Raw genomic sequence first — 14065 nt, 5'->3', positions numbered from 1 at the left:
AATCAGTCCTGCCCGCTGCCGAGCAGGTTGTGTCGGTGCGCTGCCGCGACGGCCTCTTCGCGGGAATGCGCACCGAGTTTGCGATACAGGGCTCGCAGGTGACTCTTCAACGTGTTGTTGGATACGAACAACTTTCGCGCTATCTCACCGATCGGGATGCCGAGACCGAGTTCCACGAGAACGTCCATCTCCCGCTTCGTCAATTGGACTCGAACGATCACCGCTGGATACATCTGCGGCACCTCGGATTCGAGAAAGTCTGCGACGGCACTGCTCGAGCCCTCGGCCCGCTCCTCGAGTCGCTCGATCAGATCCCGCGGTATCGTCGCCAGCGCCGACAGGACACCCGAGGTTTCGAGCAGTCCGCGGGCCTGCTCCCATGGACGCGCGGCAGCGGCGATTGTGCCCAGTTCGCACAGCGCTACGCATTCGATCAACAGCGATTCGAGACGATTTCTGGTGAGATACTCTCCACTCCAGTCAATTTCACGGCACAATTCCAAAGCCTGTGCCGGCGCTCCGGTCAGTAGATGCGCACGAGCGACAGAAACCGTGACAACAGCAAACGTGTGCGCGGCAGCAACTGCTTCTTCCAGTGCCTTCGCACCCTCCCCGGACGCCAAAAGAAGATCGATGCGTGCTGCGGTGAGAAGTGCGTCACCGAGCGATCGTTCACACGGATTCACGTGCCCATGCGTAGCCACTGCACGCTGCAATGAAATCAGGCCCGAGAACGGGTCTGATTGCAGCAGTGCGAATCTCGTGTACGCGTAGGCGGCAAATGCCCAGAGATCCCCTGGCGGCGTGATCTCGGCGAGCACGTCCATCGCGGCAGCGCCCGCAATTCGGTCCACGCTGTCGTACGCCACCAGTGCACGCGCGATCGCTCCGCCCATATGCGAAGGTGGTCCCAACCATCCCGAAACGTCCGGGTGCATGCTTTCGACTTGAAGCCACTCTGTCGCGTGTGTGACATCGCCGATCAGCGCGGAGTTGAGCGCAGCGTTGCCTGCGGCGTGCCGCAGGACGAACTCCGGACCGTGCTGCACGGCGCCGTGATACGCGAGCCGCAATTCCACCGCGGCATCACCGAGGTCACCGGTCAGCTGGTGCGAGACTCCCCAGATCAGCCGCAGGGCGGGCAGTTGAGACCCCAACGCGCCCAACGATTCGTCGCCGAGTCCGTACACGACGTGCGCCAACTTGCGTGTGATGTCGGTTGAGCGCTGGTACTTTCCGGACGTTCTCAGTACGACGGATTGGACGGTCCCGACGTTCAACAAACTGCATGCTTGCGAACTACCGCCTATTGCGCGCAACTCCGCAGGTTCCGTCGGTAGCGAATCGCCGTTCATCAACTGTGGACGAAGGCGTGATTCGAGTAGGTCACGCCCCACCAGGATCGAGGGGTTCTCGGCCAAGACGTCACTGGGAATCGATTGCAACGCCGTTCGAATCAGTCCAGTGTGATCAACCAAGAGATCGGCCCAGTGCCGTTCGAGTATGTCGAGCGCGCGAAGCCACTGACGACCGTCCATCGCGTAGCGGACCGCACTGGCGAAATCCGAAGTCGCGAGAGCGTGATCGACGAGCATCGGAAAGGGGTCTTCGAATCTCGACCCTTGTTCGGACCGTATCCGTATGAGCGCCAGTCGAACTGATGGCGCAAAATACCAGGCCGGCTCCCCGGCGCGGCCGTCCCGGAAGATGAGCCCGAAAGACTCGAGCACGTCGAGTTTGCCCGTCACGTCAAGGTCGTCGGACACGACCGCCGCGATCGCAGGCGTGACCGTGCCCGCGGCGGCGATCGTCGTCGCGAAGTCGAACAGCTCGAGCGCTTTGCCCGATCGAGGAGCGGTGCGACTGACGTAAGCGAGGATCGCCTGGTCCACCCGCTTCCGAACGCGTTCACGCCCGCGATTCGGTTCACTCAGCCCCGCAACCGCGCTCAGAGCAACCTTCATCAGAACAGGGACACCCGCAACGCGTTCGCAGATCGAATGCACGATGCCGGACGGAAGGTGAATCCCGGCGTCCGCAAACAGAATCGTGGACTCGTCGAGTGTGTATCTGAGGTCGTTCATGCATAGGTACTCGTCCACGCGTACACCGTCGAGCAAGTCCGTTGCAGATCGATCCTGGAGCGTGACAATCACTTTCAACCCGGGCAACCGCACGATCAGGTCAACGAGTTGGTGCCCCACCTCGTCTCCCTCGACCAGGTCGATGCGATTGAACACCAACACGAACGGCGTAGCCGAGGAGTGGAGAAGTGATTCGACAGCTCCCACCGGATCGTCGAGGATTCGTGGCGGAGCCTTCAGCGATTCCAGCGAATCCTGAATCAGGGCGAAAGCCGAGTTCCAGTAGTCGACGGGGGTCATCCGTTTCGACGGTGCCGGCACCCACACAACCGGTCTACTCGGCACCGTCCCGAGAGTCGTCAACCACAAGGCCGCGAGTTCGGTCTTGCCGAACCCTCGGGGCGAGTCGATGACCGTCAACCCCGCGGGGCGCTCCATCAAAGCCAGGAGGCGAGGGCGTACCGCGGTCGGTCCACGACCCGCGAGACGCCGATGCAGCGAGCCCGTTCCGCGCGGGTTTCGCTTTGCTCGGGATAGCTGTGATCGATTCGGAGGGGACGTCACGATTGTCGGCCAGTGAGCAGCCGAGCCCCACCGAATTCGAGATTTCGTTCGAGAACCGAACTCACAGCCTGTCCACCCATAACGAACAACTTAGACAGAATCTGCACGACACGCGAGGGCCGTGCGTCTCAAAAACTCGTCCGTTTTGTCTCAATATGTGGGCTCGATCACTATCGACGATTATTTGCGGGAGAGTGACTGCGGCCTGCAGGATCTGACATATCATGCCCGCGTGTCGATCAATTCCGCCCGCATCCGCGTGTCGACCCGATCGGTCGACCCCGCAGATGCCGACGACTTCTGGCGCGACGCGACGCGTCCGTTCTTCGTCACCGAACCGGTGGGTGCCGACACTCCGCTCGAAGGCTCGATATCCGCTCTGCCCATCGGGACCTCGCTGATCGGTGAAACTACCTTCAATGCGCAGAAGTACACCCGAAACAAAATCGTCATCGCCGAGAGCGGACTCGACGATCAGTACATGATCCAGGTCGTCCTCGACGGGCAGGTGAGTGGTAATGCCGAGGGGGTGGATTTCGTCGCCCGCCCAGGGGACGTCACGTTCTTCGACCTAGGGCGGACCTGGACCGCCGCCGCCGAAGCCGAGGCGACAGGGCGCACCATCACGCTCCTCGCCCCGCGCTCTCTCGTCGAGGCCGAGTCCAAGGGTCGTTCCCTCCACGGAACGGTCCTGCGCGGAGTTCCCGCCTACGTTCTCGCTCAGTGCCTGCAATCGGTCGTACTGGCGCTGCCGCATCTCGACCCCGATGCCGCGGCCGGCTACGAGGACGTCGTCGCTTCACTTCTCCGCGTCAGCTTGGGTATCGCCGAGCCCGACTTGTTGCCACGGCCCGATCACTCTCTCCGCGATCGTGCGTACGCCTACATTGCCGAGCATCTCTCCGAGACCTGGCTGGGGCCTACGACCATGTGCGCGGCCCTGTCGGTCTCCCGGGCCCAGCTCTACCGCGCGTTCGCGTCCGACGGCGGAATTGCGCTCGTCATACGGCGCAAGCGTCTCGAACTCGTGTATCGCGAGTTGACCCGAGCCGAGATGCCGAACGAAACGATCGAAGCGCTGGCGCAGCGTTGCGGCTTCACGTCCAAGTCCCAGTTGGCGCGCGCGTTCAAGGACTTCTACGGGATGACCCCGAGCCAGGCACGCACAGACGGCAGACGCACGATCGGAGACCCGTCGATCTCGCGTCTGCACCGCCGCCTCGAGTTCTTCAGCCCTTGAATCGCAATACTTCACAGCCCCGCGATCGTGCCTGTGTTCTAGTTGATCCATGAGCTGGGTCGACAAGGAACTGAGTCTGGCCGCGCTCACCGGCGCCGTCACAGGTGTCGCCGTGATGATCCCGATAGTCGGCGATGAAGCCTGGTCCTGGGTAGGACTGTTCATACCCGCCTTCATCGGAGCACTAGTCGGGCTGATTGTCGGCTCGAGCGCTGTTGCAGGCGGGCGCTGTGCGCTGAGCACAGGCCGGAGATGGCCGGCGCGCACTGTCCGCCGCTGGAAGCATCGGTTCGCTGCGTACTCGGCAATGGCGGTGACGCTACTGGTGGCGACAGTGTTCATGGCGGCTGTCATCGCTACGGGCGAGCCGGTACGAGATGCGGGAGGATTCCCTACGTCCTTGATCGTACTGGCGGCCATCGCCCTGATGACGTACGTGTTCTCCTACGTGCTCGCCCCGGCCCAGGCCTCGGAAACTCCGTAAGTAACTCTGCTTCATCACAATTCAGCAGATCATTTCAGCTGGAAATGAACCGAAGAACAAACTGTTCGATGCCTTCCGATATGACCTTGGTGAGGGCGGTGAAGTCGTTCGACCAACGTTGAATGTCCAAGCTGCTCATTGATTTCCTCCGGTCAACATCCCGCTGCCTGTGACCACATGACGTATGCGAGGCATCGGTCGCGCACTAGAACTATCTGCCAGAATGCGGTTTCCGTTACCGCTGGGCCCACCGAACAGCGACAACTGTTCTTGCGAACCCTGGAACTGCAGATGCCGTCGAACGGTTGCAACAACGCCATGCAGAGTTCGAGCGAAAAGCGCTATCCACCAAAAGTATTAGCTCGAAAGGACTACGATCCACGCGACTTCCGGCACATCAAACGGTCACTTCTTCGACCGGCTTCTCCTCGTGGGTCGCGGCGCCGAAGACGGCCACGGCGACGGCACCGGCGATCGCCCCGACAAAGCCGACGACGGCAAGCCATTCCAGTCCCGGTCGCGACGCGTCACCGAGTACCACGACGCCGACGATTCCCGGAACAACCGTCTCGCCGACGACAAGGGCCGCCGTCGCTCCGTTGACGGACCCCAGCTGCAGCGCGACCGTGTGCAGATAGAAACCGCCCAGGCCCGAGACGAGGATTGCCCACCCGGCCGGATCGCGGAGCATCGTGCCGATTTCGAACGGATCGATTCCGTAGACCACGCGTACGGCAATGGCCAGACAGCCGAACAGCACACCCGAGATCAATCCGGCGACAACTGCTGCGCGTGAACCCAACCATCGGATCAAACCGATGCCGATCGACAAGATCAACGCCGAGCCCACGAGGACGCCCCAGTGGACGACGTCATTGGAACTCCCGCCGCCCGCGTGACCCGACGACAAGCCGAGCAGTAGGAGCGATCCGATCACAGCGGCGATCGCGAACCAGTCGCGGCGATGCAGCTGGATGCCCAGGACCACGGTCCCCAGCACCGCCGTGATGACGAGATTGGCGCTGACCACGGTCTGCGACAAGAACAATGGAATGAGCCGCGCGGAGATCGCACTACCGGCGAATCCGACCGCATCGAGCACGGTGCCCAGAATGAACGACGCCGTCAGCGCGGCTGCGAACGTCGACCGCAAGGTCGGGCCACCCGAGGCCGTCACGTGCCCGGACTCGCCCCGCTGCTCGGCGGCTGCTGCCGACTTGCGCGCACCGTACGCCTGCAGCACCGACGCAACGCCGTATCCGACACACGCCACGATTGCGGCTATCAGTCCGATCAGCATCGAAAGTCCACACGAAGTTCCAGAGCAATGGTCATAGACGTAAACCCTGCCCTATTTCCCCAGTCCTGACATCACCCTCAGGTATTCGAACAAGTGCTACCCGAGAAGTACACCGACCAACCCTGACCGGTACCTGAGGACACCCCGACCCCTAGTGGAACTGCTTGAGAGCCCTGATCTTGTTCATGACGTCGAGCGCCGCCACCTTGTACGCCTCGGACAGCGTCGGGTAGTTGAAGACGGCGTCGACAAGGTATTCGACGGTCCCGCCGCACCCCATCACCGCTTGACCGATATGCACGAGATCCGTTGCACCCGAGCCGAAGATATGAACACCGAGCAGTTTGAGGTCATCCGTCGACACCAGGAGCTTGAGCATTCCGTAGGTGTCGCCGCCGATCTGCCCACGCGCGAGTTCACGGTATCGGGAAACCCCGACTTCGTACGGTACCGACTCCTTGGTCAGATCCACTTCGGTGGCGCCGACGTACGACACCTCGGGAATCGAGTAGATGCCGATCGGCTGCAGATCCATCAGTTTCGCGCCGGGTTCGTCGAAGGCATGGTAGGCCGCGAGTCGACCCTGATCCATCGACGTCGCCGCCAATGCGGGGAATCCGATGACGTCACCGACGGCGTAGATGTGTTCGACCTTGGTGCGGAAATTGTCGTCGACGTAGATACGCCCGCGTTCGTCTGCCTCCAGGCCGGCGTTCTCCAGCGCCAGTGGCGCCGTGAGACCTTGACGTCCAGCCGAGTACATCACGGTCTCGGCGGGAATCTGCTTGCCGCTGCGCAGCGTCGTGAGCGTTCCGTTCGCTCCGACGTCGACTGCCGTCACTTCCTCACCGAATCGGAAGGTGACCGCCAGATCGCGCAGATGGAACCGCAGCGATTCGATGACCTCGGGGTCACAGAAGTCCAGCATCGACGTTCTCTTCTCGACGACGGTGACCTTGGTGCCGAGCGCCGCGAACATCGACGCGTACTCGATACCGATCACTCCCGCACCCACCACGACCATGGTGGTCGGGATGGAGGTCAGATCGAGGATTCCGTCGGAGTCGAGCACCCGGTGACTGTCGAAGGACACACCGGACGGACGGGCAGGCAATGTTCCGGTCGCGATCACGACGAATTTCGCAGTGATCGTCATCTTGTCTCCGCGCGAGGCGTCCTCGACGAGGATGGTGTGCTCGTCGACGAACGAGCCGACCCCTACCAACAATTCGACACGGTTGCGCAAGAGCTGAGATCGCACGACTTCGATCTCTTTGGTGATGACATGCTGGGTTCGCGCCAGCAGGTCGGCCGGAGTGATGTTCTCCTTGACACGGTAACTCGCACCGTACAGTTCGCGCTGGTTCATCCCGGTGAGGTAGAGAACCGCCTCGCGCAGTGTTTTCGACGGAATGGTGCCGGTGTTGACGCACACTCCCCCGAGCATGTTGCCTTTCTCGACCATCGCCACCCGTTTACCCAGCTTGGCGGCCGCGATGGCAGCCTTCTGCCCACCCGGGCCGGAGCCGATCACAACCAGGTCGTATTCCATCGGATCAGTCATCGCTTACAGATACCGTCTGCATACGACCGGCAGATGCCGAGCATGTCAATACTCGGTGAACAATCCGCGGCACCGAGTGCGCACGCCGGACCTACACGAACCGTGTTGCAATAGAAAGAGATACATCAGAATCTCTACGAAACTTACTACACACAAACATATTCCACTATTTGCATATTCGAATGTGTCGCAATCTCACAGCTGTTGAAGCAGGTTGATGAAATTTGTTTCACCACAGAGTGATTGATCGATAAACTGACAGCTGACCAGGGCTGTAAACCGGATGTCCAGTATTCGAATTGTCCGAAATAACGAGCGGAATGTTCCTCGTCACATCCCGGACCGAAGCAGTTGCGCGCAGCCTCGGGTCGCGTTCTACTTGCCTTGACTAATCATCTGTCACTCTCGGTTACAAACATCCGCCCCGTTCACGATCCCCACCTTTCGCCATCTCGAGAGATCAGGTTTCCCAATGGAATTCACGGAACTTGCCGACTATCCCTTACCGCCTGGGACCGTCACCGAGTGGACTCCCGCTGCGGTGAATCCGCCCGAGCATTGGCCTGTCGACCAGCGTCCCGCCAGCTACATTCACGAAGCACACCTGAAACATGCCGAACAGGTGAGACAGCAGGTGCACCATCAGATCGACGGATGCACTCCCTCCTGGTTGGGTACCTCGTTTCGCATCCACGATCGACTCGACCGAAGGATCTGGGCGGCTGCACTCGATCATTGGATCGATCGCCACGAAGTGCTGCGGACACACGTCGCCACAGAGGGCGAAGCGATAGTCCGACGCACCGCGGGGCCCGGAGAGGTCCGGATTCTGGGCACCGAAGTCGGACACCTGGCGTCCTCGATGTCCGTCTTCACGCACCTGCAGCAACTGCTCGACCGGTCGACCGATCCACTCGTCTGGCCTGCGTATCAATTCGCGACGATTGAAAGTCCCAATCATTTCACCGTGGTTTTCGCCGCTGATCATGCTCTGCTGGACGGATATTCGGTTGCGCTGACCGCGCATGAACTGCAGACGATCTACCGATCGTTGAGCGAGGGAAGCCCTACCTCGCCGCCGGAGACCGGGAGCTACATCGACTTCGGCACCACGGAACGAGATCTCGTGGAACACGCGGACTGCTCCCACCCTGCGGTGCAGACGTGGCGTGAGTTCTACACGCACGGTGAGGCTCCGCTCTTTCCGGCGTTACCCGAACCGGTCACCGGACGCCGAGTTCCTCAGCAAAGCCTGTCCGCCTGGCTTCTGAGCGCCCGGGGAGCCGAACGCCTGGCAGAAGCGAGCAAGCGCAGCAACCAAGGTTTCCTTGCCGCGATACTCGCGTGCGCGGCCAAAGTGACCGGCGATCTCACCGGTGCAGACGAATTCCGCGTCGTCGTGCCGCAACACACCCGATCGGAGCTTCGATGGGCTGCATCCCTGGGATGGTTCATCGGTGTTGTGCCGGTGAGGATTCCGATTGCCCCCGCCGCTACCGTGAGCGATCTGGCCCAGGTTGCCGGCGCGGCGGTACGACGCGTCCGACCCGCAGCGGCCTTGCCGTATTCGAAAGTGTGCGAGCTGATCGACTGCCCGCAGCACCTGCCGTTCGTGCTCTCCTACATGGACGTTCGTCACGTTCCCGGCGCCGAGCAGTGGACGAGCTGGCAGACCAGAGGCCTTCGTAGTCGCGATCATTCGGGAACCGACGTCTACATCTGGCTGACGCGGACGCCGGAAGGGCTCAATCTGGCCATACGCCACCCGGGCAACGCGCGCACGAGCCGCCACATCCATCAGTTCGCAGGGTTGCTACGCCGTGAGATGGAGGATTTTGCCTTCCTGACCGAAACGTCCGCAGCGTCGACGAACCCCGCTGCACCGATCAATACCGCTGCAACGATCGAGGAGAACTCCCATGGAAATGACACCCATCGATCTCTGGGCACCGAAAGCCGGGACGCTCACCGAGTTCAGGCCTACTGAGCAATCCCTGGCGGCAGCATCCGGGGCACCACGGAGCGATCAACCACTCTCGTTCCTGCAAGAGGGACACATTCGTACCGCCGACCACAAGCGCTCACAAGGCGTCGACTGGTCACCGTGGATCGGATTCACCTTCACTCTGCCCGGTGATCTCGATCGGGAGGCACTGCGGCGGGCAGTGCAGGCTTTTGTCCTGCGGCACAACACACTGCACAGTTGGTTCGAGGTCAGACCATCCGAAGATCCCGCTGGTAGTGGGGTCATCGACCGTCGGGTGGTGGAGGCGTCGACGATCGAACTCACGTCACACAGCGTCGGTCCCCTGAACACGACAGATGCGGTTCGCGAACACGTGAGCCGAAGTTTCGCCGGCGATACCAGCCCACTGCAGTGGCCCTCGTTCATCAGTGGCGCCGTCGAACACGGCACGGGCGCCGGCTTCACCATCTACTACGGCGTCGATCACTCGCATACCGACGGCCTGTCGCTGATGCTGGGCGTCGAAGAACTTCGTGCCCTGTACATCGCCGAAAGCGCCGGCATCGACGATCAGCTTCCCTCTCCCGGCAGTTATGTCGAGTACAGCGGCGAAGAACGGGCAGCAGCGGGGAACCTCGACCTGGCCGCAGCGCCTGTGCAGCAGTGGATTTCGATTCTCGCCGCCAATGCCGGACAACTCCCGACGTTCCCCCTCGACCTCGGCGTGCCGCGGGGCGAGCAGACCCGGTCGACCCGCACACATATCGACGTTCTCGACAGCGACGAGTCGGCCGCGTTCGCAGCGCTGTGCAAGGCCAGTGGCGTCGGCTTCTCCACGGGGATATTCGCCGCCCTCGCCCTCACCGAGATCGAGGTCGCGGACAGAGCGAACTACTTCGCACTCAACGCGGTCGGTACTCGCTCCGATCCGAGATACCTTTCTTCTCAAGGATGGTTCATCAATCTCGTCCCGGTCTCGTTCACGCTGAGTGGTGTCACGAGCTTCACCGATGCACTCCCCCTTGCCCACGCTGCTCGCGTCGCAGTGAAGGGACTTGCGGACGTGTCCATTCATTCGGTGATCGCCCAGGTGTCGAAGTTGACCGGATCCGACTTCGGCGGAACGTCGGTCCCGCCGATGGTGTCGTACATCGACATGCGCCTCATTCCCGGTGCCGAGCACCACGACGAACTCGAAGCACGCGCACTGGGTGGACCTGGAACGACGGGTGATCTGTCGATGTGGATCAACAGGAAGGAGGACCGTACGTATGTGATGGTCAGTTTTCCCGACACCGAACAGGCACACACATCGGTGGATCGATACCTTCGACATCTCCGCAACGTCCTGAGAACGGTCGCTGATGCCGGCGACTACCGCGTCGTTCGTCAGGCGGATGCGCGTCAGGAAGTGGAGACCGCCTGATGCACATCACTTTTCTCGACAGGTTCGAGGCACGGCCGGGCCGCATCCTGCAGTGGACGCCGACCGACATCTCCACCGGATCGACGTATCCGGTTCCTCCGACCTCCAATCAGCAGCTGCATCTTGCCGGCAGCCGCGGCGATACGACTTGGCTCGCTGCCACTTTCGACGTTCCCGGCCCCATCGACACGGACGCACTCAAGGCCAGCTTCGAGGAATGGACGTCCCGTCACGACGCCCTGTCGTGCTCGTTCTCCCAGGCCGAAGATCCGGGCCAATCCTCGGCACTGTTCGTCGACGTCGCCGACGTCGGCGATCTGCGCCTGCGTGAGGAAACAGTGGCTGACGCACGAACACCTGAACAGGTACGAGAACTCTTGGGCGAGCGCTTGGATCGATGGTGCAACCCTTTTGCGTTTCCCGCGTACTTTCTCGGTGCCATCACCCGCGAGGACCAGTCAACAGTGATCTGCGGATTCGACCACGCCATCTGCGACGGTTGGTCCATGAGCATCGCAATTACCGAGATCAGCACTCTGTATCGCGAATACACGCGGGCGGACCGTGTTCCGATCGCGTCGGATCTCTTGCCGGAGCCCGGGAGTTTCCTCAACTACTGCTTCCGTGAATCGGCAACCGCGGATCCAGAGCCCGGCGACCACCGCATTGCGGGTTGGCGGTCCTTCCTCCGATCATGCGGGGGTGACACTCCCCATTTTCCCGTAGATCTGGGACTGCCCGCCGGGACCATGTCGCCCCAGGGCACAGACACCCGGATGCTCCTCGACGCCGGCGAAGCAGAGCTGTTCGACCAGAACTGCGCCGATCATCGACACTCGTCGTTCGGCGCGATTCTCGCGTCGATCGGTTTGGCCACAACACAATTGACCGGCAAGAGGGACACACCCCTACTGTTCCCTGTCCACACCCGTCGAGAACCGCGACACAACCACACCTTCGGTTGGCTGGTGGCCAATGCGCCCATCACCGTGACGAGCATGGACAATCTTCACAGCACTGCTCGGGCAGTCAATCTCGCTTTCCACGAGTCACTTTCACTGTCGTCCGTGTCTTCGAGACAAGTGTTGCGGAGCTTGGGGCCCGAGGTTTCGCCCACTCGCAGAGACATCTTCTCGGTGTCCTACGCCGACTACCGAAGCATGCCTGGTGGATCGCGCCCCCGTACATCACAGTCCAGCGAATCGCCGTCCTGCAAATCACAGCCCTGCAAATCACAGCCCGCGCCGATCAATCCGCAGCAACTCAGTCGCGTGTCGAGCGCGGACGACGTTCAGTTCTGGTTCTCACGCACTCACGACGGATTGGCAGTGCGCACCAGGTTTCCGGCACCCGCGGCCCGGACAGTGCATACCTTCCTCGAGCGTGTCTCCGAGATTCTGTCGACGCCGTAGACAGACTGTTGATCACCCCCAGGTCTGTTTGACACTTCTTTGTTGTGCACAACTTAACTGTGCGCTACAGTTGTTCTTGTGACCAACCCACTCGCCCTCGAACGCCAGGTCTGCTTCGCCCTCTATTCGGCGTCGCGGGCTACTACGGCCGCGTACCGAGCAATGCTCGACGACCTGGGGATCACGTACCCCCAGTACCTCGTCCTGCTGACACTCTGGGAACGGGACGGCCGCGGCGTGCGAGAGATCTGCGAGGCACTCGATCTCGATACCGGAACTCTGTCGCCGCTGCTCAAGAGGCTCGAGGGCCTGGGATTCATCGAACGCCGACGCCTCACCACCGACGAGCGTCGCGTCGAGATCCATCTGACCGAGTCGGGTTCTACCTTGCGCAGCAAGGCCGAGGACATCCCGGCCAAGCTCGCAGGCGCCACTGGTCTGAGTAACGACGAACTCACTGAGCTCCGAGACGTTCTCACTCGTCTCGGCGAGTCACTTCAAGCATCCAATGCCCACTCCGACGGAAAGAAGAAGTCATGAACATCGTCTACACCGCAGAAGCACTTGCCACCGGCGAAGGCCGCAACGGTCACGCTCGCACCTCGGACGGCCGCCTCGATCTCGGTCTCGCCATTCCCAAGGAAATGGGTGGCAGCGGCGAAGGCACCAACCCTGAGCAGCTCTTTGCCGCCGGGTACGCAGCCTGCTTCCACTCCGCACTGCAGATGGTCGCCCGAGCCGAGAAGGCCAACGTGGCCGATTCCGCAGTCGGCGCGCGAGTCGGCATCGGCCCCAACGGTGCAGGTGGTTTCGGACTCGCTGTGACGCTGGAAGTTTCACTCCCCCACCTGCCCCACGATCAGGCCGTCGAGCTGACGGAGAAGGCGCACCAGGTGTGCCCGTACTCCAACGCGACTCGCGGCAACATCGAGGTCACCCTCGAAGTAAGTAAGGACGACGAATGAGCACCACCACTACTGTCAGCCGAGAAATCCATCTCGCTTCACGCCCCGACGGTTGGCCTACCCCGGAGAATTTCTCCACCGCCGAGGTAGAACTCCCCGAACTCGAAGACGGCCAGATCCTGGTCCGCAACATCGCCATCTCCGTCGACCCGTACATGCGCGGCCGGATGAACGACGTGAAGTCCTATCTTCCGCCGTTCCAGGTCGGTGCAGCGCTCGACGGTGGTGCTGTCGGCGAGGTCGTCGAATCCAAGTCGGCTGATCGCGCCGTGGGCGACGTGGTCGTTCACGGCCTCGGATGGCGTGAATACGCCATCCTCGACGGATCCGCAGTGACTCCGGCCGACACGTCCATCGCGCCGGCGACGGCGTACCTGGGTGCCCTCGGCATGACTGGTCTCACCGCATATGCCGGCCTCACCGCGGTTGCAGAGTTCAAGGAAGGCGACACCGTATTCGTCTCCGGCGCAGCAGGTGCCGTCGGATCGCTCGTCGGTCAGATCGCCAAGTTGCTCGGTGCGAAGCGAGTTATCGGTAGCGCCGGTTCGCCGGCGAAGGTCGCCCGACTGCTGGAGCTCGGATTCGACGCGGCATTCGACTACCACGACGGCCCGATCACCGAACTGCTAGCCGCTGCTGCCCCTGACGGCATCGACGTGTACTTCGACAACGTCGGTGGCGAACATCTCGAAGCCGCCATCGATGCCATGAACCAGGGCGGCCGGATTGCCCTGTGCGGAGCCATCGCTCAGTACAACACCACCGACAAGCCCACCGCTCCCCACAACCTGGCACTGGTGATCGGCAAGCAGCTCACCCTGCGCGGATTCCTCGTGGGCGGCTACCGTCACCTCGGCGGCGAATTCCGCACCCATATGGCAGCGTGGCTCGCCGACAACAAGATTCAGTGGGACGAGACCATCGTCGAAGGCCTGGAGAATGCACCGCAAGCGTTCATCGACCTGATGCGCGGTGCGAACACCGGCAAGATGGTTGTCACGCTGTAACCGAACAGTCTGCACCTGAAACAGATTTGACTGTGGCCGCGAACTTCTCGGAG

11 protein-coding genes are annotated in these 14065 nt (G+C 61.7%); 8 read left to right on the top strand and 3 right to left on the bottom strand.

Annotation, left to right across the window (positions count from 1 at the left end):
- Positions 1-2 precede the first annotated feature (2 nt).
- Entirely contained in the window at positions 3-2522 is a 2520-nt protein-coding gene (locus tag ACFQ6H_RS05495) for a response regulator transcription factor (RefSeq protein ID WP_378644550.1), read from the bottom strand.
- A gap of 358 nt (positions 2523-2880) precedes the next feature.
- On the opposite strand from ACFQ6H_RS05495, the gene ACFQ6H_RS05490 reads away from it, so the two are divergent.
- A complete protein-coding gene (locus ACFQ6H_RS05490) occupies positions 2881-3888 on the top strand; it encodes a helix-turn-helix domain-containing protein (protein ID WP_378644547.1) in 1008 nt (335 codons plus the stop codon).
- Positions 3889-3937: 49 nt separating this feature from the next.
- Entirely contained in the window at positions 3938-4372 is a 435-nt protein-coding gene (locus ACFQ6H_RS05485) for a hypothetical protein (RefSeq protein ID WP_378644544.1), read from the top strand.
- Positions 4373-4769: 397 nt separating this feature from the next.
- Here the strand turns inward: ACFQ6H_RS05485 and ACFQ6H_RS05480 are convergent, their stop codons facing one another.
- Together ACFQ6H_RS05480 and sthA are read right to left on the bottom strand one after the other, a co-directional pair.
- On the bottom strand, positions 4770-5672 hold the full coding sequence (locus ACFQ6H_RS05480; RefSeq protein WP_378543051.1) for a hypothetical protein: 903 nt from the start codon (positions 5670-5672) through the stop codon (positions 4770-4772).
- A 151-nt stretch (positions 5673-5823) separates the two neighbouring features.
- Entirely contained in the window at positions 5824-7236 is a 1413-nt protein-coding gene (gene sthA / locus ACFQ6H_RS05475; protein WP_378644541.1) for a Si-specific NAD(P)(+) transhydrogenase, read from the bottom strand.
- Between the two features lie 472 nt (positions 7237-7708).
- Between sthA and ACFQ6H_RS05470 the strand changes: the two genes are divergently transcribed.
- The 6 genes from ACFQ6H_RS05470 to ACFQ6H_RS05445 all read left to right on the top strand — a co-directional run bounded on the left by ACFQ6H_RS05470 (position 7709) and on the right by ACFQ6H_RS05445 (position 14012).
- Positions 7709-9223 carry a condensation domain-containing protein gene (locus ACFQ6H_RS05470; RefSeq protein WP_378644539.1) on the top strand — a complete coding sequence of 505 codons (1515 nt, stop codon included), beginning with the start codon at positions 7709-7711 and terminating at the stop codon, positions 9221-9223.
- Entirely contained in the window at positions 9156-10628 is a 1473-nt protein-coding gene (locus tag ACFQ6H_RS05465) for a condensation domain-containing protein (protein ID WP_378644536.1), read from the top strand. The genes ACFQ6H_RS05470 and ACFQ6H_RS05465 overlap by 68 nt, the downstream gene beginning before the upstream one ends.
- Complete coding sequence (locus tag ACFQ6H_RS05460) at positions 10628-12040, top strand: condensation domain-containing protein (protein ID WP_378644533.1); 1413 nt, start codon at positions 10628-10630, stop codon at positions 12038-12040. The genes ACFQ6H_RS05465 and ACFQ6H_RS05460 overlap by 1 nt, the downstream gene beginning before the upstream one ends.
- A 78-nt stretch (positions 12041-12118) precedes the next feature.
- Complete coding sequence (locus ACFQ6H_RS05455) at positions 12119-12580, top strand: MarR family winged helix-turn-helix transcriptional regulator (protein WP_095968728.1); 462 nt, start codon at positions 12119-12121, stop codon at positions 12578-12580.
- On the top strand, positions 12577-13005 hold the full coding sequence (locus ACFQ6H_RS05450; RefSeq protein ID WP_003939720.1) for an organic hydroperoxide resistance protein: 429 nt from the start codon (positions 12577-12579) through the stop codon (positions 13003-13005). Before ACFQ6H_RS05455 ends, ACFQ6H_RS05450 begins: the two co-directional genes overlap by 4 nt.
- Complete coding sequence (locus ACFQ6H_RS05445; protein ID WP_378644530.1) at positions 13002-14012, top strand: NADP-dependent oxidoreductase; 1011 nt, start codon at positions 13002-13004, stop codon at positions 14010-14012. The genes ACFQ6H_RS05450 and ACFQ6H_RS05445 overlap by 4 nt, the downstream gene beginning before the upstream one ends.
- The last annotated feature ends 53 nt before the right edge of the window (positions 14013-14065 follow it).

It is taken from the genome of Rhodococcus sp. NPDC056506 (genome assembly GCF_042794945.1).
Classification (GTDB): domain Bacteria; phylum Actinomycetota; class Actinomycetes; order Mycobacteriales; family Mycobacteriaceae; genus Rhodococcus_F.
This window is presented reverse-complemented; position numbering and strand designations above follow the sequence as displayed.

Coding starts and splice junctions, on each gene's coding strand:
- ACFQ6H_RS05460 (WP_378644533.1), top strand. CDS start 10,628: ATGCACATCACTTTTCTCGACAGGTTCGAGGCACGGCCGGGCCGCATC.
- ACFQ6H_RS05485 (WP_378644544.1), top strand. CDS start 3,938: ATGAGCTGGGTCGACAAGGAACTGAGTCTGGCCGCGCTCACCGGCGCC.
- ACFQ6H_RS05480 (WP_378543051.1), bottom strand. CDS start 5,672: ATGCTGATCGGACTGATAGCCGCAATCGTGGCGTGTGTCGGATACGGC.
- ACFQ6H_RS05465 (WP_378644536.1), top strand. CDS start 9,156: ATGGAAATGACACCCATCGATCTCTGGGCACCGAAAGCCGGGACGCTC.
- sthA (WP_378644541.1), bottom strand. CDS start 7,236: ATGACTGATCCGATGGAATACGACCTGGTTGTGATCGGCTCCGGCCCG.
- ACFQ6H_RS05450 (WP_003939720.1), top strand. CDS start 12,577: ATGAACATCGTCTACACCGCAGAAGCACTTGCCACCGGCGAAGGCCGC.
- ACFQ6H_RS05495 (WP_378644550.1), bottom strand. CDS start 2,522: ATGGAGCGCCCCGCGGGGTTGACGGTCATCGACTCGCCCCGAGGGTTC.
- ACFQ6H_RS05445 (WP_378644530.1), top strand. CDS start 13,002: ATGAGCACCACCACTACTGTCAGCCGAGAAATCCATCTCGCTTCACGC.
- ACFQ6H_RS05470 (WP_378644539.1), top strand. CDS start 7,709: ATGGAATTCACGGAACTTGCCGACTATCCCTTACCGCCTGGGACCGTC.